Genomic DNA, 21311 nt, shown 5'->3' with positions numbered 1-21311 from the left:
CCGGTCGGGTAAGGGGGGAGGGCGCCGCGCGGCCGGTTCCGTACGCCGTTGTACGGGCGGAGACCTGGAGAGATCTGGGGAGGGGTCAGACCATGAGGGAGCGGTCGGTGGGACGGATCGGGGCGGGCAGGGCGCTGGTCCCCGCCAGGTAGCGGTCCACCCCGCGGGCGGCGGAGCGGCCCTCGGCGATGGCCCAGACGATCAGCGACTGGCCGCGGCCCGCGTCGCCCGCCACGAAGACCCCGTCCACATTGGTGGCGAAGGAGGCATCGCGCGCCACGTTGCCGCGCTCGTCCAGCTCCAGGCCGAACTGCTCGACCAAGCCGTTCTCCCGGTCGGTGCCGGTGAAGCCCATGGCCAGGGTGACCAGCTGGGCGGGGATCTTCCGCTCGGTGCCGGCCTTCTGCTCCAGCTTGCCGTCCTTGAACTCCACCTCGATCAGATGCAGCCACTGGACGTTGCCGTCCTCGTCGCCCTCGAAATGGGTGGTGGAGACGGAGTAGACCCGCTCACCGCCCTCCTCGTGGGCCGAGGTGACCTTGTAGAGCATCGGGAAGGTGGGCCAGGGCTGGTTGGCGTTCCGCTCCTCGCCCGGCTTGGGCATGATCTCCAGCTGGGTGACGGAGGCGGCGCCCTGGCGGTGGGCGGTGCCCACGCAGTCCGCGCCGGTGTCACCGCCGCCGATCACCACCACATGCTTGCCCTCGGCGCTGATCGGGGACGTGGTGAGGTCGCCCTCCTGCACCTTGTTGGACAGCGGCAGGTACTCCATCGCCTGGTGGATGCCGTTGAGCTCCCGGCCGGGCACCGGCAGGTCGCGGGCCGTGGTGGCACCGGCCGCGATGACCACCGCGTCATAGCGGCGGCGCAGCTTGGCCGCGTCGATGTCGCGGCCGATCTCCACCTCGGTACGGAACTTGGTGCCCTCCGCGCGCATCTGCTCGATACGGCGGTTGATGTGGCGCTTCTCCATCTTGAACTCGGGGATGCCGTAACGCAGCAGCCCGCCGATGCGGTCGGCGCGCTCGTACACCGCGACCGTGTGGCCGGCCCGGGTCAGCTGCTGGGCGGCGGCCAGGCCCGCCGGGCCCGAGCCGATGACGGCGACGGTCTTGCCGCTCAGCCGCTCCGGCGGCTGCGGGGTGACATCGCCGGCCTCCCATGCCTTGTCGATGATGGTGACCTCGACGTTCTTGATGGTCACCGGCGGCTGGTTGATGCCGAGGACACACGCAGACTCGCACGGGGCCGGGCACAGCCGCCCGGTGAACTCCGGGAAGTTGTTGGTGGCGTGCAGCCGCTCGCTGGCCTCGCGCCAGTCCTCGCGGTAGGCGTACTCGTTCCACTCGGGGATGAGGTTCCCCAGCGGACAGCCGTTGTGACAGAACGGGATGCCGCAGTCCATGCAGCGCCCGGCCTGCTTGCTGATGATCGGCAGCAGGGAGCCGGGGACGTAGACCTCGTTCCAGTCCTTGACGCGCTCGTCCACCGGACGGGTCTTGGCGACCTCGCGGTCAGTGGTCAGGAAGCCCTTGGGGTCAGCCATTGGTCGCCGCCTCCATCATCTTCTCGGTGGTCTCGGACTCGGAGAGCCCGGCTCGCTCGGCGGCGTCCTTGGCGGCGAGCACGGCCTGGTAGGTAGCGGGGATGATCTTGCTGAACCGGGCGAGGGCGGCGTCCCAGTCCTCGAGCAGCGCGCCCGCGACGGTGGAGCCGGTCTCCTCCTGGTGGCGTCGCACCGCGTCGTGCAGCCACTGCTTGTCGGTGTCGTCCAGCTCGCCGATGGCGCCCACCAGCTCGCCGTTGACGTTGTCCCGGTCCAGGTCGATGACGTACGCGATACCGCCGGACATACCGGCCGCGAAGTTGCGCCCGGTCGTGCCGAGGACAACCGCCCGGCCACCGGTCATGTACTCGCAGCCGTGGTCGCCCACGCCCTCGGAGACCACGGTGGCACCGGAGTTGCGGACGCAGAACCGCTCGCCCACCCGGCCGCGCAGGAACATCTCACCGCTGGTCGCGCCGTAGGCGAGGGTGTTGCCCGCGATGGTGGAGTACTCGGCGAGGTGGTCGGCGCCGCGGTCCGGGCGGACCACCACCCGGCCACCGGACAGGCCCTTGCCGACGTAGTCGTTGGCGTCGCCCTCCAGCCGCAGGGTGACCCCGCGGGGCACGAACGCGCCGAAGGACTGGCCGGCCGAACCGGTGAAGGTGATGTCGATCGTGTCGTCGGGCAGTCCGGCGCCGCCGAACTTCCGGGTCACCTCATGGCCCAGCATGGTGCCGACGGTCCGGTTGATGTTGCGGATCGCGACCTGGGCGCGGACCGGCTGGGCCGCCTCGGCGGTCTCGGCGTTCAGCGCGTCGGCCGCCAGCTTGATCAGCTCGTTGTCCAGCGCCTTGGCCAGCCCGTGGTCCTGCTCGACCGCCTGGTGGCGGACGGCGCCCTCGGGCAGCTCCGGCACGTACAGCAGCGGGGCCAGGTCCAGGCCCTGCGCCTTCCAGTGCTTGACGGCGCGGGTGGTGTCCAGCAGCTCGGCGTGGCCGATGGCCTCGTCGAGGCTGCGGAAGCCCAGCTCGGCCAGGAGCTCGCGGACCTCCTCGGCGATGAACTGGAAGAAGTTCACCACGAACTCGGCCTTGCCGTTGTAGCGCTCGCGCAGCACCGGGTTCTGGGTGGCGATGCCGACCGGGCAGGTGTCCAGGTGGCAGACGCGCATCATGACGCAGCCGGAGACCACCAGCGGGGCGGTGGCGAAGCCGAACTCCTCGGCACCCAGCAGCGCGGCGATGACCACGTCACGGCCGGTCTTCAGCTGGCCGTCGGTCTGCACCACGATACGGTCGCGCAACCCGTTGAGCAGCAGGGTCTGCTGGGTCTCGGCGAGGCCCAGCTCCCAGGGGCCGCCCGCGTGCTTCAGCGAGGTGAGCGGGGAGGCGCCGGTGCCGCCGTCGTGGCCGGAGATCAGCACCACATCGGCATGGGCCTTGGAGACGCCCGCGGCCACGGTGCCCACACCCACCTCGGAGACCAGCTTGACGTGAATGCGCGCCTGGGGGTTGGCGTTCTTCAGGTCGTGGATCAGCTGGGCCAGGTCCTCGATGGAGTAGATGTCGTGGTGCGGCGGCGGGGAGATCAGCCCGACGCCCGGGGTGGAGTGCCGGGTCTTGGCCACCCACGGGTAGACCTTGTGGCCGGGCAGCTGGCCGCCCTCGCCGGGCTTGGCGCCCTGCGCCATCTTGATCTGGATGTCATCGGAGTTGACCAGGTATTCGCTGGTCACACCGAAGCGGCCGGAGGCGACCTGCTTGATGGAGGAGCGGCGCGCCGGGTCGTGCAGCCGCTCGGAGTCCTCGCCGCCCTCACCGGTGTTGGACTTGCCGCCCAGCTGGTTCATGGCGATCGCGAGGGTCTCGTGCGCCTCCTGGGAGATGGAGCCGTACGACATGGCGCCGGTGGAGAACCGCTTGACGATCTCGCTGACCGGCTCGACCTCCTCGATCGGGATCGAGGGCCGCTCACTCTTGAAGGCGAACAGACCGCGCAGCGTCATCAGCCGCTCGGACTGCTCGTTCACGCGCTCGGTGTACTGCTTGAAGATGTCGTAGCGGCGGGCGCGGGTGGAGTGCTGGAGCCGGAAGACCGTCTCGGGGTCGAACAGGTGCGGCTCGCCCTCGCGGCGCCACTGGTACTCGCCGCCGATGTCCAGCGCCCGGTGGGCGGAGGGGATCCCGGAGGCCGGGTACGCCTTGGCGTGGCGGGCGGCGACCTCCTTGGCCACCACGTCCAGACCCGCGCCGCCGATCTTGGTGGCGGTGCCGTGGAAGTAGGTGTCCACGAAGGACTCGTCCAGCCCGACGGCCTCGAAGACCTGGGCGCCGCGGTAGGAAGCGACGGTGGAGATGCCCATCTTGGACATCACCTTCAGCACACCCTTGCCGAGCGCCTTGATCAGGTTGCGGATGGCGGTCTCGGCCTCCGTGCCGGGCAGGAAGGTGCCCGCCCGGACCAGGTCCTCGACCGACTCCATCGCCAGGTACGGGTTGACCGCCGCGGCGCCGTAGCCGATCAGCAGCGCCACATGGTGCACCTCGCGGACGTCGCCCGCCTCGACCAGCAGCCCCACCTGGGTGCGCTGCTTGGTGCGGATCAGGTGGTGGTGGACGGCGGAGGTGAGCAGCAGCGAGGGGATCGGCGCGTGCTCGGCGTCGGAGTGGCGGTCGGAGAGGACGATCAGCCGGGCGCCGTCCTCGATGGCGGCGTCGGCCTCGGCGCAGATCTCGTCCAGCCGGGTGGCGAGCGCCTGACCGCCGCCGCCGACCCGGTACAGACCGGAGAGAGTGGCCGCCTTCAGTCCCGGCATGTCGCCGTCGGCGTTGATGTGGATGAGCTTGGCCAGCTCATCGTTGTCGATCACCGGGAAGGGCAGGGTGACACTGCGGCAGGAGGCCGCGGTGGGCTCCAGCAGATTGCCCTGCGGACCCAGCGAGGAGATCAGCGAGGTGACCAGCTCCTCGCGGATCGCGTCCAGCGGCGGGTTGGTGACCTGCGCGAACAGCTGGGTGAAGTAGTCGAAGAGCAGCCGCGGCCGCTCGGAGAGGGCGGCGATCGGCGAGTCGGTGCCCATCGAACCGATCGGCTCGGCGCCGGTTTTGGCCATCGGCGCGAGCAGGACGCGCAGCTCCTCCTCGGTGTAGCCGAAGGTCTGCTGGCGGCGGGTGACCGAGGCGTGGGTGTGCACGATGTGCTCGCGCTCGGGCAGATCGGCCAGGTCGATCAGACCGGCCTCCAGCCACTCGGCGTACGGCCGCTCGGCGGCGAGCTGGGCCTTGATCTCGTCGTCCTCGATGATCCGGTGCTCGACGGTGTCGACCAGGAACATCCGGCCCGGCTGGAGGCGGCCCTTGCGGACCACCTTGGACGGGTCGATGTCCAGCACGCCGACCTCGGAGGAGAGCACCACCAGGCCGTCGTCGGTGACCCAGTAGCGCCCCGGCCGCAGACCGTTGCGGTCCAGCACGGCGCCGACCTGGGTGCCGTCGGTGAAGGTGACACAGGCCGGACCGTCCCAGGGCTCCATCATCGTGGAGTGGTACTGGTAGAAGGCGCGCCGGGCCGGGTCCATGGAGGGGTGGTTCTCCCACGCCTCGGGGACCATCATCAGCACGCTGTGCGGCAGCGAACGGCCGCCGAGGTGCAGCAGCTCCAGGACCTCGTCGAAGGTCGCGGAGTCGGAGGCGTCCGGGGTGCAGACCGGGAAGATCCGGTCCAGCTCCTTCTCCCCGAACAGCTCGCTCATCAGCTGCGACTCCCGGGCCCGCATCCAGTTGCGGTTGCCCTGGACGGTGTTGATCTCACCGTTGTGGGCGACGAACCGGTAGGGGTGGGCCAGCGGCCAGCTCGGGAAGGTGTTGGTGGAGAACCGGGAGTGGACCAGCGCGATGGCCGTGGCGAAGCGGCGGTCGGACAGGTCCGGGAAGAACGGCTCCAGCTGCCCGGTGGTCAGCATGCCCTTGTAGACCAGGGTGCGGGAGGACAGCGAAGGGAAGTAGACCCCGGCCTCGCGCTCGGCGCGCTTGCGCAGCACGAACGCCTTGCGGTCCAGGGCCACCCCGGTGCTCACGCCGTCGGTGACGAAGAGCTGGGAGAAGGCGGGCATGGTGGTGCGCGCGCCGTTGCCCAGCAGGTCGGGGGCGACCGGCACCTCGCGCCAGCCGAGGACGGTCAGCCCCTCCTCGGCCGCGATCGACTCGATCCGTGCCGCGGCCGCGGCACCCTCGGCCGCCGCTTCCGGGAGGAAGGCGATACCCACCGCGTACGCACCGGCTTCGGGAAGCTCGAAGCCGGTGACGGTCTCCCGCAGGAAAGCGTCCGGGACCTGTACGAGAATCCCCGCGCCGTCGCCCGAGTCGGGCTCCGAGCCGGTGGCTCCGCGGTGCTCGAGGTTGCGCAGCACGGTGAGAGCCTGCTCCACGAGCTCATGGCTGGCCTCGCCGGTGAGGGTCGCCACGAAACCGACGCCACAGGCGTCGTGCTCATTGCGCGGGTCGTACATCCCCTGGCGGGCGGGGTGGGATGCGGAACGCATCTGCTCTCCCGTCGTCGTCATGGCAGCTAGATGTGCCGAGGGACGACTTTGGCCCTCCGCGAGAATTTCGTGCAGGTTACATGATGAGGCGCTTCTCGGGAACCGGTCATTCCGTTTCATCATGCGGACACCCCTGCACGGGGTGATCAAGGCAATGGGTACCGGGCGACAACCGTCACCGCGATGGAAGGCGGGCGACACTGCCCGCGCGTTACGGCTTTATGCCCGCATGCGAAAGGTTCGAAACCGTGGAGTAACAGAATAATGATGCGGAAGGCCGTATGACTAGCCTACGGCGGTTCCGAAGAAGGTTCCCAGGGCGTAGGTCACACCGGCCGCCGCGCCGCCCAGCGCCAGCTGCCGCAGCCCGCTGTACCACCAGCTCCGGGCGGTCACCCGGGCCACCACCGCACCGCAGACGAACAGCCCGATCAGCGCCAGCACCACCGCGGGCCACAGCGCCACCGCGCCCAGCAGATACGGCAGCACCGGCAGCAGCGCGCCCAGCGCGAACGAGCCGAACGACGACACCGCGGCGACCGTCGGCGACGGCAGATCGTCCGGGTCCACCCCCAGCTCCTCGCGGGCGTGTATCTCCAGCGCCTGCTCGGGGTCCCTCGACAACTGCTCGGCCACCTCACGGGCGAGCCGCGGCTCCACGCCCCGCGACTCGTACAGCGCCGCCAGCTCCTCCAGCTCGTCCACCGGGTGCTTGCGCAGCTCGCGCCGCTCCACCTCCAGCTCGGCCTGGACCAGCTCGCGCTGGGAGGCGACGGAGGTGTACTCGCCCGCGGCCATCGAGAACGCACCGGCCGCGAGTCCCGCGAGGCCGGTGATCACGATCGTCTGGCGGTCCACCGCCCCGCCCGCGACACCGGTCATCAGGGCGAGGTTGGAGACCAGACCGTCCATGGCACCGAAGACGGCGGGGCGCAGCCAGCCGCCGTTCACGTCCCGGTGGGTGTGGTTGTCCCGGTGGGCGATATGCGGTGACGCGGCGCTGTCAATGACGGACATCTGAGAAGTACTCCCTTCGCGGAGGGCGTTCCGCCCTCACCCCAACAGTTCGAAGGTACGCGCGAATTCCCCTGTCCCGCCAGCAAGGAAGGCCGAACTTACCTCTCTGACCTGCGGAAACGCTAAAGCCGCCGAACCCGATGGGTCCGGCGGCCTTATGCGGTGCGCTACTTGGAGGGTTCCGCCTCCGGGGACACCGTGGTGTCGGTGTCCTTCGCGGCCTTGGTGCCCTCGGCGTTCTCGGCGCTCTCGGCGCTCTCGGCGCTCTCGGGAGTGTCCGCCCCGTCCTCGACGGCCGCGGGCTCGACCACGGTCTCCCGGCCCGGGGCCCGCTTCGCGGAGAGCACCATGTAGACGACCGCGCCGATGAAGACGACGATCGAGGTCCAGTTGTTCAGCCGCATCCCGAGCACATGGTGGGCGTCGTCCACCCGCAGGTACTCGGTCCAGAAGCGGCCCACCGTGTACGCGGCGACATAGAGGGCGAACGCCCGGCCGTGCCCCAGTTTGAAGCGCCGGTCCGCCCAGATCACCAGCACCGCGACGCCGACGCACCACAGCGACTCGTACAGGAACGTCGGGTGGTACGTACCGGCCACCCGGCCCGCGTCCGCGTCGGCGTCGATCTTCAGGCCCCAGGGCAGCGTGGTCGCCTTGCCGTAGAGCTCCTGGTTGAACCAGTTGCCCCAGCGGCCGATCGCCTGGGCGAAGGCGATACCGGGCGCGATGGCGTCCGCGTAGGCCGGGAGCGGGATCCCCCGGCGGCGGCAGCCGATCCAGGCGCCCACCCCACCGAGTGCGACGGCCCCCCAGATACCGAGGCCGCCCTCCCAGATCTTGAACGCGTCGACCCAGTTCCGGCCGTCCGTGAAGTACAGCTCGTAGTCGGTGATGACGTGGTACAGACGTCCGCCGACCAGGCCGAAGGGCACCGCCCAGACGGCGATGTCGGCAACGGTGCCGACCCTGCCGCCCCGGGCGACCCAGCGCCGGCCGCCGAGCCAGACCGCCACGAAGACACCGATGATGATGCAGAACGCATAGCCGCGCAGCGGGATCGGACCGAGATAGATCACGCCGGACGACGGGCTGGGAATGTAAGCGAGGTCCATGACAGAGTCGACGCTACCGTGCCGGGCGGCGAATACCACAACCCGCCCGGCACAACGGCTGCATAACGGGCTCACCCCCGGGCCGCCGCAGCGACCATCCGCTTCAGCTTGTTGGGACTCAGCGGCTTGTTCGGATTGCCATAGACCGACTTCCCATTGAGCAGCACGGTCGGGGTCGAGGCGTAGCCGGAGTGGTTGAAGGTGTTACTGGACTTCTTCACCCAGCCGTCATGGCGGCCGTCCTCGACGCAGGAGCGGAAGGCGGGGGTGTCGAGCCCCGGGACCGTGCCCGCCAGCTTGATCAGCCGGTCCTTGCTCGCATAGGTGTCGCGGGTCTCATCGGGCTGATGCTTGTAGAGCACGTCGTGGTACGCCCGGAACTTCCCCGCGTCCTGGGCGCAGGCCGCCGCGTTCCCCGCGTTCAGCGAGCCGCTGCCGCCCATGTTGCCGTCGATGATCGTCACCAGGTGGTAGCGGACCTTCAGCCGGCCGGTGTCCTGGAGCTGGTGCAGCGTGCCGCGGAAGACGTCCTCGAACTGCTTGCAGCCGGGGCAGCGGAAGTCCTCGTAGACGGTCAGGGTCGAGGGGGCGGGCTGTCCCGGCTTCGCGGACTTCCCGGTCTCGATCACCATGCCGCCCTTGCCGACCGCGCCCCGCGGCGGCTCCACCGAGCTGCCGGACTTGCCCGAGTCCTTGGTGGTCCTGGACGCGAACATGCCCACCCCCGCGGCCACCGCGAGCACCACGACGACCGCCCCGACGGCGCCCATCGTCCGCTTCCGCTTGTCGCGCGCCCTGTCCCTCTCGCGCTGTTCCCGCAGCCGCTCACGGGCGCTGCGCTTTCCCTCACGGTTTTTCTGGCTCACGCCCGGGCCTAACGAGGCGGAGGAGCACGCTTGGGCTCCTCCGCCCCGCGATTCCCTCTAACGAGCGACGCGAACGCCCTCGGCCAGCTCACCCGCCAGCTCGCGCACCGCATGGAGCCCGGCCTCGTGGTCCTCGGCCTCCAGCAGCCGCTTCACGAACGCCGAGCCCACGATGACCCCGTCCGCGAACGCCGCGACCTCCGCCGCCTGTGTCGCGTTGGACACCCCGAGCCCCACGCACACCGGCAGTTCGGTGGTGGCGCGGGTGCGCTCCACCAGTTCACGGGCCTCCAGGCCCACCGATTCCCGGGTGCCGGTGACGCCCATCAGGGAGGCCGCGTAGACAAAGCCGCTGCCCGCCGCCGTGATCTTCGCCAGCCGCTCGTCCCGGCTGCTGGGCGCGACCACGAACACGGTCGCCAGACCGTGCTGCTCGGCGGCCTTCCGCCACACCTCGGACTCCTCGACCGGCAGATCGGGCAGGATGCACCCCGCTCCCCCGGCCTCGGCCAGATCGGCGGCGAACCGCTCGGGGCCGTAGCGGTCCACCGGGTTCCAGTACGTCATGCACAGGACCGGCGCACCGGTGGCCGCGTGCACCTCGCCGACGGTCCGGATGACATCGCGGATCTTCACCCCGCCGCGCAGGGCGATGTCGTCGGCGGTCTGGATCACCGGTCCGTCGAGCACCGGGTCACTGTGCGGCAGCCCGACCTCGACCACATCGCAGCCGCCCTCGATCATGGCGGTCATGGCGGCCACCCCGCCGTCGACGGTCGGGAATCCGGCGGGCAGATAGCCGACGAGCGCGGCACGCCCCTCGTTCCTGGCGCGTCCCAGGACGGACGCCAGCAGCTCCAGATTTCCGGCCATCACTTCGCTCCCCCTTGGTCGTTCGCACCGCGCCCCGACTCCGCCGCGGCCGGGTGCGCCTCGCTCGCTCCTCGCCCGGCACCCCCCACCTCCGCTGCGTCTCGGCTGCCTTGTTCATCGTCGTACAGCCCGAAATACCGCGCCGCGGTGTCCATGTCCTTGTCGCCGCGCCCGGAGAGGTTGACGACGATCAGGCCGCCCTGGCCCAGCTCCCGGCCGAGGTCCAGTGCCCCGGCCAGCGCGTGGGCGCTCTCGATCGCCGGGATGATGCCCTCGGTCCGCGACAGCAGCCGCAGCGCCTGCATCGCGCCGTCGTCGGTGACGGCCCGGTACTCGGCGCGGCCGGCGTCCTTCAGATAGGCGTGCTCGGGGCCGACGCCGGGGTAGTCCAGCCCGGCCGAGATCGAGTACGGCTCGGTGATCTGCCCTTCCTCGTCCTGGAGGACGTAGGACCGGGAGCCGTGCAGGATGCCGGGCTCGCCCTGGCTCAGGGTGGCGGCGTGCTCACCGCTGTCCACCCCGTGCCCGGCGGGCTCGAAGCCGACGATCCGCACGCTCTCGTCCGGCAGGAAGGCGTGGAACAGCCCGATCGCGTTGGAACCGCCGCCCACACAGGCCGCCACGGCGTCGGGCAGCCGGCCGGTGCGCTCCAGGATCTGCCGCCGCGCCTCCACCCCGATCACCCGGTGGAAGTCGCGCACCAGGGCGGGGAAGGGGTGCGGTCCGGCCACGGTGCCGAAGAGGTAGTGGGTGCGGTCCACATTGGCGACCCAGTCGCGGAACGCCTCGTTGATGGCGTCCTTCAGGGTGCGGCTGCCGGACTTCACGGCGATGACCTCGGCGCCCAGCATCCGCATCCGGGCCACGTTGAGGGCCTGCCGCTGGGTGTCCACCTCGCCCATGTAGATCGTGCACTCGAGCCCGAACAGGGCGCAGGCGGTGGCCGTGGCCACCCCGTGCTGTCCGGCCCCGGTCTCGGCGATGACCCGGGTCTTGCCCATCCGCTTGGTGAGCAGGGCCTGGCCCAGTACGTTGTTGATCTTGTGCGAACCGGTGTGGTTGAGGTCCTCCCGCTTGAGGAAGATCCGCGCGCCGCCCGCGTGTTCGGCGAACCGCGGCACCTCGGTCAGGGCACTGGGCCGCCCCGTGTAGTTGACCAGGAGGTCTTCGAGTTCGGCGGCGAACGCCGGATCGGCCTTCGCCTTCTCATACTCGGCGGCGACCTCGTCCACCGCGGCGACCAGTGCCTCGGGGATGAACTTGCCGCCGAACGCGCCGAAATACCCCTCGGCGCTGGGGATCCGACCCTCCGGGTCCGGGATGAAGAAATCAGAGGACATTCGCTGTACTCCGCAGGTCTCGATGGATGACGATCACAACGCGGGACGGGCACACCGCCGCCGGTGCGGGGGCGGCAGGGGCCGGTACGTCACCCGGCCGGGGCCGCCGGAACCGCCAGAACCGCCAGATCGCCGAGATCGCGGGGATCCCCGGTGTCCGGACGGACGGACGGCTCACAGCCGCGGCGCGGTACGGCCCACGGCACCCCTGCCGGTGTCAGCGGTGCGCCGTACGCCGCCATCGGCGCCCGTTGATCTGTCCCGGTTCGCATCCGATGTGATAGCGCACGCGCCGCCCGCGCACCCGCCGTGCGGGCGCGCGGCAGCCCCGGGGACGGCACCCCCGGGCCAAGCGTGCGTACGTCTCCATGATCCGTCAGTCCCGTCCGTGCCGCAGCGCGGGATGGGCGCCCGCGGCCACCAGGTCGGCGACGGCGGCCTTCGGGTCGCGCCCGGTCACCAGGGACTCGCCGACCAGCACGGCGTCCGCGCCGTCATTGGCGTAGGCGATCAGGTCGTGCGGCCCGCGCACCCCGGACTCGGCGATCTTCACGATGTTGTCCGGGATCTCCGGTGCGACCCGGGCGAAGTTGCCGCGGTCCACCTCGAGGGTCTTCAGATTGCGCGCGTTGACGCCGATGAGCTTCGCCCCGGCGTCCACCGCCCGCGCGACCTCCTCCTCGTCGTGCACCTCGACCAGCGGGGTCAGCCCGATCGACTCGGCCCGCTCGATGAGGGAGACCAGGGCCTCCTGGTCCAGCGCGGCGACGATCAGCAGCACCACGTCCGCGCCGTACGCCCGCGCCTCCCACAGCTGGTAGGAGGTGACGATGAAGTCCTTGCGCAGCACGGGGATGTCGACCTTGGCGCGGACCGCCTCGAGGTCGGCCAGCGATCCGCCGAAGCGGCGCTGTTCGGTCAGCACGCTGATGAGGGCGGCGCCGCCCGCCTCGTAGTCGGCGGCGAGCCCGGCCGGGTCGGCGATGGCGGCCAGCGCGCCCTTGGACGGGCTGGACCGCTTGACCTCGCAGATCACCTTGACGCTGTCGCCCTTGAGGGCCGCCACACCGTCCTTGGCCGGCTGCGCCCTGGCCGCCCGCTCCTTGAGCTCGTCGAGGGTGACGCGTGCCTGCCGCTCCGCGAGGTCGGCACGGACTCCGTCGATGATCTCGTCGAGCACACTCACGCGAGCGGCCCCCTTCCCGGATGGGGATGAAGCAGATGGTCGGCGCCGGTGGGGCGGAAAACCGCTGCACCAGGCACTGCGATGGTAGCTGTCACAAGAGCCGGGTCTCGCATCCGGTTGACGCCGAGTCCCACCACATGGACATACATAACAACGGTCACGGCGTCAGTAGTCCCTCGAACGGGAAATTCCGGACGATCGTGAAGATCACCACGAGCCCGAGGAACGCCCGGACCTGCCAGCCGCGCGGGGTGTACGGCCGCCCCCGCGCCGGACCGGTGAACCGCCCTCCCGCCACGGCCCTGGCACACCACACCGCCCAGCACACCGCGAGCAGGGCGTAGCAGAGGACGGCGAGGGCGTTGTCGCGCAGCGCGGCGGGCAGATCGCCGTGGGCGAGGGCGTGGGCGCCGCGCAGGCCCCCGCAGGCCGGGCAGTACAGACCGGTGAGCCGCAGCAGGGGGCAGACCGGATAGTGGCCCGGCTCGTGCGGGTCGACGGCGCCGACGTAGCCGAAGGCGGCGACGGCGCCCGCGAGCGCCCCGAGGGGCGCGAGCAGCCGCCGTACCGCACCGCCCGCGCCGGGCGGCGGGGCGGGCGGCGGAACCGGGTCCGGGGCGGCCGGCGACGGTGCGCTCACACCGCCGAGTCTGCCCGCTGATCGACGAAGGCGCGGCTCAGGGCTTGGGTACCTGCGCCGTACGGGGTCGATGGCCGGTGGCTGAGGGAGCGACCGGCCGCCGTACGCGTCAGGACGGCCCCGTGCCGCGCCCGGCGTCCGCTACTGCTGGGTCTGCGCCTCGGGGCGCGGCCGCGGGTGGGGCTGCGCCTTCGGCATCCCGAGCCCGGCCGCGCGCATCGCCATGCCGACCACACCACCGAGCGCGACGATGACCAGGCCCGCCCAGAAACCGATCGGGTTGGCCAGCACGGTGAAGGCACCGGCGACGCAGAAGCCGATGAAGGCGATGGTGACACCGGTCCAGGCGGCCGGGGTGTGTCCGTGGTTGTGACCCGCCATGAATACTCCTCGTAGCTGTACTGCGCCTGGTCCGGGCGCCCGGGGCGAACGCTCCCACGTCATTGTCCCCGACGCGCGAAGTTCCCTTGAGCGGGGGTGCCGCTGGACGTGACCCCGGCTCACATCCCCGGCCGGACGCCGGCCGGACGCCGTTACGCGCCCTGCCGGGCCGTGGGGTCCTCGCCCCGGTCCAGCGCCTTCCACAGCTCCTCGGGGCGCTCGGGGTCGGGGGCGGGGCGGGCGCCGCGGCGGGCCCGGGCGCGCCCCTCGCCGCCGGTGCGCTCGTACCGCCCGGACATCGCGGGCCAGTGGCGGCCGTAGCCGAGCGCGAGCAGCCCCGCGAGCAGCAGCAGCACCCCGCCCGCCATGGCCACCCAGGGCCAGGGGGTGTACGCCACGTCGTGGATGACGCCGTCGGTGAGTCCGGTCGCCTTCGCCGCCTTCTCCTCCAGCGCCGCCTTGTCGGACGCGCCGAGCGCCGAGGCGACGACGATGCCCGCGCCGGTGAGCGCGAGCAGTCCGGAGACGACGTACCGGCCGACCCGGCGCACGGCGAACACGGCGACGAGGGCGGCGAGCCCGACGACCGCGAGCGCGCCCGGCAGCCCGGTGATGTCGTCGCCGTTCGCCCGCTGGGGCAGGGTGCCCTGGGCGACCGAGGCCGTGCCCTCGGCCCAGGTGCGGCTGGTGGCCAGCAGGACGAGTGCGGCGCCGAGGGCGCCGGCGAGCAGGCCGACGGCAAGGCTGATTCGGCGGCCGCGCGCGACGGGGGCGGAGGGCTCGTTCTCGGCCCGGGGCTGGGGTACGGCTGCTGCACTCACGCGTACCACTATCCCCCACGGGGTACGGAGCCCTGGCCCCGGGGGTACGGGATGACCCGTTCCGCACCGATACGTCCGGTGGCGACCAGGGAATCGCCCGGGGCGCACGGCGCCTGCCCGGGGCGCACGGCCTCCGTTCAGACCACAGGTCAGCGGCTGAGCCGGTTGGCCGTGTGCACCGCCCGCAGCACCGCCGCCGCCTTGTTGCGGCACTCCGCGTCCTCGGCCGCCGGATCGGAGTCGGCCACCACGCCCGCGCCCGCCTGGACATAGGCCGTGCCGTCGCGCAGCAGGGCGGTCCGGATGGCGATGGCGGTGTCGGAGTCGCCCGCGAAGTCCAGATAGCCGACACAGCCGCCGTACAACCCGCGGCGGCTGGGCTCCAGCTCCTCGATGATCTGCATGGCGCGCGGCTTGGGGGCGCCGGAGAGGGTGCCCGCGGGGAAGCACGCGGTGAGCACGTCGAAGGCGGTGCGGCCGTCGGCGAGGGCGCCGGTGACCGTGGAGACGATGTGCATGACGTGGCTGTAGCGCTCGATCGACATGAAGTCGACGACCTCGACGCTGCCGGGTTCGCACACCCGCCCCAGGTCGTTGCGGCCGAGGTCGACCAGCATCAGATGCTCGGCCCGCTCCTTGGGGTCGGCGAACAGCTCCTCGGCGAGCGCCGCGTCCTCCTGCGGGGTGTCGCCGCGGGGGCGGGTCCCGGCGATGGGGTGCACCATCGCCCGGCCGTCCTCCACCTTGACCAGCGCCTCCGGGCTGGAGCCCACCACATCGAACCCCTCGAAGCGGAAGAGGTACATGTAGGGGCTGGGGTTGGTGGCGCGCAGCACCCGGTAGACGTCGAGCGCGGAGGCAGCACAGGGCGTCTCGAACCGCTGCGAGGGGACGACCTGGAACGCCTCGCCCGCCCGGATGCGCTCCTTGATGTCGTCGACGGCCGCCATGTAGTCCTCGCCGCCCCACAGCGCGGTGTACTCGGGAAGTTCGGAGGCGGGCAGTGCGGTGGGGTCGGTGGCCACCGGGCGGACCAGGTCGGCGGCCATCGCGTCGAGCCGTGCCACGGCGTCCGCGTACGCCTCGTCGACCCCGGTGTCGAGGTCGTTGTGGTTGATCGCGTTGGCGATCAGCAGCACGGTGCCGTCCCAGTGGTCGAGCACCGCGAGATCCGAGGTGAGCAGCATGGTCAGCTCGGGCAGCCGCAGATCGTCGCGGCCGTGCTCGCCGATCTTCTCCAGCCGGCGGACGATGTCGTAGCCGAGGTAGCCGACCATGCCGCCGGTGAAGGGCGGGAGGTGGACCAGGCCGCCGAGGTCACGGGGGGTGTGCAGGGCCTCGACCGTGGCGCGCAGCGCCTGGAGCGGATCGCCCTCGGTGGGGACGCCGACGGGCGGGGTGCCCAGCCAGTGGGTGCGGCCGTCGCGCTCGGTGAGGGTGGCGGCGCTGCGTACGCCGACGAAGGAGTAGCGGGACCAGGAGCGGCCGTTCTCGGCGGACTCGAGGAGGAAGGTGCCGGGGCGCTCGGCGGCCAGTTTGCGGTAGAGGCCCACGGGGGTGTCGCCGTCCGCCAGCAGCTTGCGGCTGACGGGGATGACGCGGCGGTCGGCCGCCAGCTTGCGGAAGGTCTCGAGATCCATCGTGGCAGCGTCCTGGGTCATGGCTGAGGAGCCTAGTGGGGGCGGGGCCCGGCTACTGGCCGAGCGGGAGGACGTCGGCGTCGAAGCAGGTGCGGTCGCCGGTGTGGCAGGCGGCCCCGACCTGGTCGACCCGGACGAGGATGGTGTCCGCGTCGCAGTCGAGGGCGACGGACTTGACCAGCTGGACGTGGCCGGAGGTGTCGCCCTTGACCCAGTACTCCTGGCGGCTGCGGCTCCAGTAGGTGCAGCGGCCGGAGGTGAGGGTGCGGTGCAGCGCCTCGTCGTCCATCCAGCCGAGCATCAGCACCTCGCCGGTGTCGTACTGCTGGGCGATGGCGGGGACGAGCCCGTCGGCGCCGCGCTTGAGGCGGGCGGCGACGGCCGGGTCGAGGGCGGAGGGGCGGTCGGAGCCGGTCATGCGACCATTCTGCACGGCCGGGCGGGTGGTCCCGCGGACGATCTCACGGTGTGATCACCCGGGGCGGCGGCCATGGGGTGTCGGTGGGGTATCCGTGGGGTAGCCGTGGGTGCGCCCGCGCCGGGGGTACGCGACGGGTGCGGCGGCCGTACCGTCCCGGCCTGGCCGGTATCACCGGGGCCGATGGCCGGGATGTCGGTGAGATGGGGCATGCTTCGGACATGACGTTTCCGCCGCCGAACGACGCCAACCGGCCTGGAAACGGCGGGGGGTTCGGCCCGCCGCCGCCTCAGGACCCACAGCAGCAGGCACAGCCGCCCCAGGCACGGCCACCTCAGCAGCCGCAGCAGGGCTTCGGCCCACCGCCGCCCCAGCAGGGACAGCCGGGACAGCCCGGCCCGTCGGCACAGCCCGCGCTGCCGCCCGGCGGCGGGTTCGGCGCCTTCGGCCCGCCGTCCGGCGGTCCACTGCCCGGCGGTTTCCCGCCGGGCACCCTCCCGCCGGGCTCCATACCGACCCCTCCGCCCCGCGGCGGAGGCTCCAAGGTCGCGGCGATCGCCGTCGCGGCGGTGGTGGCCGTGGCGGTGGTCGTCGGCGCGATCGCCCTCGGCTCCCAGGGCGACGACGGCGACGGCGACAAGGCGTCGGCCGACGGGACCCCGCGCTCCTCGGCCTCCCGGAGCGCCCCGTCGTCCCCGTCCGCCTCGCCCTCCGGCCCCTCGGGCACGGAGGACCCCGGCGAGGGGGCCCCGGTGGGCGAGGGCGAGGCGCCCAAGGGGGATCCGGACTCCGGGACCTCCCCGGACGCCTCCGAGTCCGCCGACCCCGGCGGGCGGGTGCCCTTCGTGGTGCTGTCACCCGGCACCTGCTTCGACCACCCCGCGATGGACAGCAGCGTCAGCAAGGTCGAGAAGCGCTCCTGCTCGGCCGCGCACGACGGCGAGGTGATCGCCAACGAGACGCTGACCGGTGACTTCTCCTCCGACAAGGCGATCCAGAAGAAGGCCCTCACACTGTGCGGGGCGGACGCCAGAACACGGCTGAAGAAGATCCCCAACGACGGGCGGAATTACTACTACTACGCGCTCTACCCGGCGCTGGGCACCTATTCCGTCCAGGGTGAGGACAAGGTCTCCTGCGCGCTCACGCTCAGCTCGGGCCTGGACGGCGCCAAGCTGCACAAGCCGCTTCCCAAGTAGCCCCGGTGTCCGCGGTCCCGGCACGCCGGTCGGCGGTTGACGCGGCGGGCCCGGGGGGCGGCCGTAGGGTGGGCGTTATGTCCACTCATGCGAAGCGCGAACGTCTGCTCCTCGCCGACCTCTTGGAGAGCGCGGGCCCCGACGCCCCGACGCTGTGCGACGGCTGGTCCACCCACGATCTGGCGGCCCATCTCGTGGTCCGCGAGCGCCGCGCGGACGCGGCCGGCGGGCTGCTGATCAAGCCGCTGGCCGCGCGGCTGGCCCGGGTGCAGGCCGAGTTCGCGGCGAAGCCGTACGAGGAACTGCTCCAGCTCTTCCGCACCGGTCCGCCGCGGATGTCGCCGTTCGCGCTCAAGCAGGTGGACGAGGCGGCCAACAGCCTCGAGTTCTATGTGCACGCCGAGGACGTCCGCCGGGCCCGGCCGGACTGGGCGCCGCGCGAGGTGGATCCGGTCTTCGCCAATGTGCTCTGGTCCCGGGTCGAGCGCGCCGCCCGGGTCTTCGGCCGCCGGTCCCCGGTGGGTCTGGTGCTGCGCCGCCCCGACGGCCGTACGGCGGTGGCGCACCGCGGCACCCCGGTGGTCACCGTCACCGGTGAACCGGGTGAGCTGGCGCTGTTCCTGTACGGCCGTCAGGACGCGGCACGCGTCGAGCTCGACGGCGACAAGGAGGCCGTGGCGGCGGCGCGGTCCGCCCCGCTCGGTATCTGAGGACCGGACTGGGCCATAGCTCAGGACCGGTTCCGCCCTATCCGAGGACCGACCCCGGCCACCGCTCGGCGCCGCTTGGGGTGACGCGATGTCCCGGACCGACTGGAACCACAACGTCCACTACCACCCGCTGGTGCTCGACGCCGTACCGGACGGCTGCGGCAGAGCCGTGGACCTCGGCTGCGGCGACGGCCTGCTCGCCCGCAAGCCGGCCGGGCGGGCGGGCGGGCGGCCGAGGTGACGGGCGTGGACCGGTCCGCGGAGATGATCCGGCCGGCCCGGTCGGCCGCTCCGCACGGCCCGCCCCCGCCCCCGTGTGTCATACCTGGAGGCGGACTTCCTCGACGCCTCCGAGGCCGGGCTCCCCGCGGGCACGTACGACTTCGTCAGCGCGGTCGCCGTCGTCCACCCCATGGAGTTCGCGGCGGCGGCGCGCGCCATGGTGCGGCTGCTCGCGCCGGGCGGACGTCTGATGATCGTCGGCCTGGCCCGTAACCGCACCCCGCTGGACTGGATCATCAGCGGCGCCGGTGTCCCGTCGGCCCGCCTGCGCGCCCGGCGCAACGGCGGCAAGACGAGCCCCGACGGGATGCCCGTCCGGAGGCCCGGGATGAGCTGGTGGCAGGTCCGCCGGGAGGCCCACCGACTGCTGCCCGGCCGTCGCTTCCGGCGCCACGTCCTGCGGCGCTACTCGCTCGTGTGGGACAAGCTCTGATCATGTCGTCGTCCGCGCGTCCCGCCCTCCTGGCCCGTATCCCTGGCCCGTCTCCCTGACCACCGAGCGGCTGCTGTTGCGCCCGGTCGAGGCCGCCGACGTCCCCATGGTGTCCCTGCTGTGGACCGACCCCGAGGTGCGCCGCCACCTCGGCGGCCCGGTGCCCGCGGAGAGGGTCCGCGCACTGGAGCGGGGATGGGTGGGCGCCCCGAGGTCGTCGCGGTCACCCAGGAGGCCAACGCCCGTTCGCGGCGTCTCCCGGAGGCGCGGGGGACGCGGCAGGACGACGCGTTCACCGAGTCCGACGCACCTCAGGTGATGTACGCGCTCCACCGGGACGCGGACGGTCAGCCCGGGCAGGTCCCGCGGACGTAGTCGCGGTCGCCCCGGGGCGTGACATTGACGTCCCGGCGCACGATGCTCAGCCGGTCGCCCCACTCCGCGCAGCCCTTGGCGAGCCCCTTGGCGGTGTATTCGACCACGACCACATGGCGCCCGAAGGCGGCCACGTATCCGCCGCACTCGTCGTACGCGCCGCACTCCTCGGCCACGGCGAAATCCAGCCCCGTCTTCCTGCGGCTGTCGGCGAGTTCCACGGTGTTCTTCTGGCCGATGGCCAGGTTCCGGGAGTGCGCGTGCGCGGAGAGCACGGTGATGAACGCCTTGGCGTCGGCCGCCGACAGCCTGCCGCCGGAGCGGGTGTAGCTGTCGTAGTTGTCCGGCTCCACGGCGTCGTAGCCCTTGTCGGCGCAGCCGTCGATCCACCGGTTGACCCGGGCGGCGATCCGCTTGCGCTTGGCGGGCGTGCCGATGTCCAGCAGCGGTTCGTTCCAGGCCTTGTCCAGGACGACGTCCCCGTCCGCGTCGCGCAGCAGCAGCTCGGCGGGCCACCGCTTCCGCTCCTCCGGCTGGGACTGGAAGGCGTTGACGTAGCAGATGTTGTACAGCCCGTCCGCCGGGTCGGCCTCGCGGTCACGGCTGACGATCCGGACACCCTTCGGCGGCGGGTAGGCGCCGCCCAACTGGTAGTCGAATCCGGTGTGGACGGGGGGCGGCGTCACCGAAGGGCCTCCGGACCCGGACTCGGGGGACTCGGCGGACTCAGGGGATCCGGACGACGGCGTACAGCCGGTCAGGGCGAGGAGGACCGCGGCCGCGACGGCGGCGGACCGGACGGCGGGACGGGGGGCGGGCATGGTGCACTGCTCCGGCGTTCGCGGGTGACGGCCCCGCCTCGGACGCGTCGCGCCGGTCCTGGCGACTGGGGCCGGGCTGGGGAGCAACTCCCGTACCGGCTGGGCGCACCTCTGGGGCTCCGGGTGTCTCCCCGGGCCGACTGCCGTGATCCAAGCGCCCCGGGAACGCCGCGTCAAGTCCGCCCCGGCGCGGCCGCGGTCCGCGCTCCGCGGGATGATCGCGTCATGTCCGTGACCCCCGATTGCGTCTTCTGCCGGATCGCGGAGGGGCTGGAGCCCGCCCGCCTCGTCCACTCCGACGCGCAGACCCTCGCCTTCCTGCCGCTCCAGCCCGCCGTGGACGGCCATGTCCTGGTGGTCCCCCGCCACCATGTGCGGGACGCCTGGGAGCTGGACGAGCCGACGAGTCTGGAGCTGACCCGCGCGGTGCGGCGGGTCGTCCGCGCGGTGCGGACCGCCTTCGCGCCGGAGGGGATGAACATCATCACCTCCGTGGGGGCGGTGGCGACGCAGAGCGTGATGCATCTGCACATCCATGTCGTCCCCCGTAACGAGGGCGACCGGATGGGCCCGATCTGGCCGCCCCAGCGGGCGATGGCCCCCGCCGCGCTGGACGGGCTGGCCGACCGGCTGCGCGGCGCGCTGCGGACCTCAGGCGAGGAGGACCGCGACCAGCACGGCGAGGTGGGCGACGGCCATCCCGCCGTAGAACAGCGCGAGGGTGACTGAGCAGGCGGCCTGCCGCCACCGCGTCCCGGCCGCGTAGGGGCGCGGGTTCATGGCGAACGGCTCCACCCCTCCCCCGGCCGGTTTGCGGACCTGGTCGTAGAGGTTGCGGAACAGCCGTTCCTGCCAGAGGAAGTAGCCGTCCAGCAGCCAGAACGCCAGCAGCGGCACAAAGGCCGTCACGGCCACGGACACCCGCGATCCCTCGGCGGCGAACGCCAGCAGTCCGGCCGCCAGGGTCAGGCACCAGCCCTTGAGGAGGAAGGAGTTGTTGCCGAGCCGGGTGACGACGGCCTGGATGAACTCCAGGTGTTTGACCTGGTCCTGACTGGGCGTCGGCTGGGCGGTGAGCAGCGCCGGCGGTTCCGTTTCGCTTGTCACC

General features: G+C 72.0%; 22 protein-coding genes. 6 read left to right on the top strand and 16 right to left on the bottom strand.

Features of this window, described 5'->3' with window-relative positions; genetic code table 11:
• Positions 1-85 precede the first annotated feature (85 nt).
• From HUT19_RS30495 to hisI, 14 genes are all read right to left on the bottom strand, one after another.
• Entirely contained in the window at positions 86-1546 is a 1461-nt protein-coding gene (locus HUT19_RS30495; protein WP_176183528.1) for a glutamate synthase subunit beta, read from the bottom strand.
• Complete coding sequence (gene gltB, locus HUT19_RS30490; RefSeq protein ID WP_176183527.1) at positions 1539-6089, bottom strand: glutamate synthase large subunit; 4551 nt, start codon at positions 6087-6089, stop codon at positions 1539-1541. Before gltB ends, HUT19_RS30495 begins: the two co-directional genes overlap by 8 nt.
• Positions 6090-6374: 285 nt before the next feature.
• Positions 6375-7106 (bottom strand): VIT1/CCC1 transporter family protein, encoded by a 732-nt coding sequence (locus tag HUT19_RS30485; protein WP_176183526.1) that lies wholly within the window; start codon positions 7104-7106, stop codon positions 6375-6377.
• A 167-nt stretch (positions 7107-7273) separates the two neighbouring features.
• Positions 7274-8218, bottom strand: a complete 945-nt coding sequence (gene lgt / locus HUT19_RS30480) for a prolipoprotein diacylglyceryl transferase (RefSeq protein ID WP_176183525.1) — start codon at positions 8216-8218, stop codon at positions 7274-7276.
• Between the two features lie 71 nt (positions 8219-8289).
• A complete protein-coding gene (locus HUT19_RS30475) occupies positions 8290-9084 on the bottom strand; it encodes a thioredoxin domain-containing protein (protein ID WP_176183524.1) in 795 nt (264 codons plus the stop codon).
• Positions 9085-9141: 57 nt separating this feature from the next.
• The gene (trpA, locus tag HUT19_RS30470) at positions 9142-9957 is read right to left on the bottom strand and encodes a tryptophan synthase subunit alpha (protein WP_176183523.1); all 816 of its coding nucleotides are present in this window, start codon (positions 9955-9957) and stop codon (positions 9142-9144) included.
• Positions 9957-11297, bottom strand: a complete 1341-nt coding sequence (gene trpB / locus HUT19_RS30465; protein WP_176183522.1) for a tryptophan synthase subunit beta — start codon at positions 11295-11297, stop codon at positions 9957-9959. Before trpB ends, trpA begins: the two co-directional genes overlap by 1 nt.
• Positions 11298-11514: 217 nt before the next feature.
• Positions 11515-11667, bottom strand: coding sequence for a tryptophan biosynthesis modulator TrpM (gene trpM / locus HUT19_RS44375; RefSeq protein WP_368661717.1), 153 nt, complete (start codon positions 11665-11667; stop codon positions 11515-11517).
• Between the two features lie 6 nt (positions 11668-11673).
• Complete coding sequence (gene trpC / locus HUT19_RS30460) at positions 11674-12483, bottom strand: indole-3-glycerol phosphate synthase TrpC (RefSeq protein ID WP_176183521.1); 810 nt, start codon at positions 12481-12483, stop codon at positions 11674-11676.
• Between the two features lie 157 nt (positions 12484-12640).
• Positions 12641-13042, bottom strand: a complete 402-nt coding sequence (locus HUT19_RS30455; RefSeq protein WP_254886244.1) for a DUF2752 domain-containing protein — start codon at positions 13040-13042, stop codon at positions 12641-12643.
• A gap of 222 nt (positions 13043-13264) precedes the next feature.
• Positions 13265-13504: an HGxxPAAW family protein gene (locus HUT19_RS30450; RefSeq protein ID WP_176183519.1), complete on the bottom strand. Its 240-nt coding sequence runs from the start codon at positions 13502-13504 to the stop codon at positions 13265-13267.
• A gap of 152 nt (positions 13505-13656) precedes the next feature.
• Positions 13657-14325 (bottom strand): TIGR02234 family membrane protein, encoded by a 669-nt coding sequence (locus HUT19_RS30445; RefSeq protein WP_176183518.1) that lies wholly within the window; start codon positions 14323-14325, stop codon positions 13657-13659.
• 149 nt (positions 14326-14474) lie between these two features.
• On the bottom strand, positions 14475-15986 hold the full coding sequence (locus HUT19_RS30440) for an anthranilate synthase component I (RefSeq protein WP_176183517.1): 1512 nt from the start codon (positions 15984-15986) through the stop codon (positions 14475-14477).
• Positions 15987-16017: 31 nt separating this feature from the next.
• Positions 16018-16383, bottom strand: a complete 366-nt coding sequence (gene hisI, locus HUT19_RS30435) for a phosphoribosyl-AMP cyclohydrolase (protein ID WP_176183516.1) — start codon at positions 16381-16383, stop codon at positions 16018-16020.
• A 221-nt stretch (positions 16384-16604) separates the two neighbouring features.
• Here hisI and HUT19_RS30430 point away from each other — a divergent pair, with 221 nt between their 5' ends.
• The 5 genes from HUT19_RS30430 to HUT19_RS43350 all read left to right on the top strand — a co-directional run bounded on the left by HUT19_RS30430 (position 16605) and on the right by HUT19_RS43350 (position 19382).
• Positions 16605-17582, top strand: coding sequence for a hypothetical protein (locus tag HUT19_RS30430; protein WP_176183515.1), 978 nt, complete (start codon positions 16605-16607; stop codon positions 17580-17582).
• Between the two features lie 77 nt (positions 17583-17659).
• The gene (locus HUT19_RS30425) at positions 17660-18292 is read left to right on the top strand and encodes a TIGR03085 family metal-binding protein (RefSeq protein WP_176183514.1); all 633 of its coding nucleotides are present in this window, start codon (positions 17660-17662) and stop codon (positions 18290-18292) included.
• Positions 18293-18380: 88 nt separating this feature from the next.
• On the top strand, positions 18381-18533 hold the full coding sequence (locus HUT19_RS43360) for a hypothetical protein (RefSeq protein ID WP_254885868.1): 153 nt from the start codon (positions 18381-18383) through the stop codon (positions 18531-18533).
• A 75-nt stretch (positions 18534-18608) separates the two neighbouring features.
• Positions 18609-19007, top strand: coding sequence for a methyltransferase domain-containing protein (locus tag HUT19_RS43355; protein ID WP_254885867.1), 399 nt, complete (start codon positions 18609-18611; stop codon positions 19005-19007).
• 195 nt (positions 19008-19202) lie between these two features.
• A complete protein-coding gene (locus HUT19_RS43350) occupies positions 19203-19382 on the top strand; it encodes a hypothetical protein (RefSeq protein WP_254885866.1) in 180 nt (59 codons plus the stop codon).
• On the opposite strand, the gene HUT19_RS30410 is transcribed toward HUT19_RS43350, so the two are convergent.
• Positions 19355-20203, bottom strand: a complete 849-nt coding sequence (locus HUT19_RS30410) for an endo alpha-1,4 polygalactosaminidase (protein ID WP_176183513.1) — start codon at positions 20201-20203, stop codon at positions 19355-19357. The genes HUT19_RS43350 and HUT19_RS30410 overlap by 28 nt on opposite strands.
• 225 nt (positions 20204-20428) lie before the next feature.
• Here HUT19_RS30410 and HUT19_RS30405 point away from each other — a divergent pair, with 225 nt between their 5' ends.
• Positions 20429-20932 carry an HIT family protein gene (locus HUT19_RS30405; RefSeq protein WP_176183512.1) on the top strand — a complete coding sequence of 168 codons (504 nt, stop codon included), beginning with the start codon at positions 20429-20431 and terminating at the stop codon, positions 20930-20932.
• Here HUT19_RS30405 and HUT19_RS30400 read toward each other — a convergent pair.
• On the bottom strand, positions 20855-21310 hold the full coding sequence (locus tag HUT19_RS30400) for a hypothetical protein (RefSeq protein WP_176183511.1): 456 nt from the start codon (positions 21308-21310) through the stop codon (positions 20855-20857). The two genes, HUT19_RS30405 and HUT19_RS30400, sit on opposite strands and share 78 nt — an antisense overlap.
• Position 21311 lies beyond the last annotated feature (1 nt).

It is taken from the genome of Streptomyces sp. NA02950, from assembly GCF_013364155.1.
GTDB lineage: Bacteria > Actinomycetota > Actinomycetes > Streptomycetales > Streptomycetaceae > Streptomyces.
Note: the sequence above shows the minus strand (reverse complement) of the source record. Positions and strands in the feature narration are given on the sequence as shown.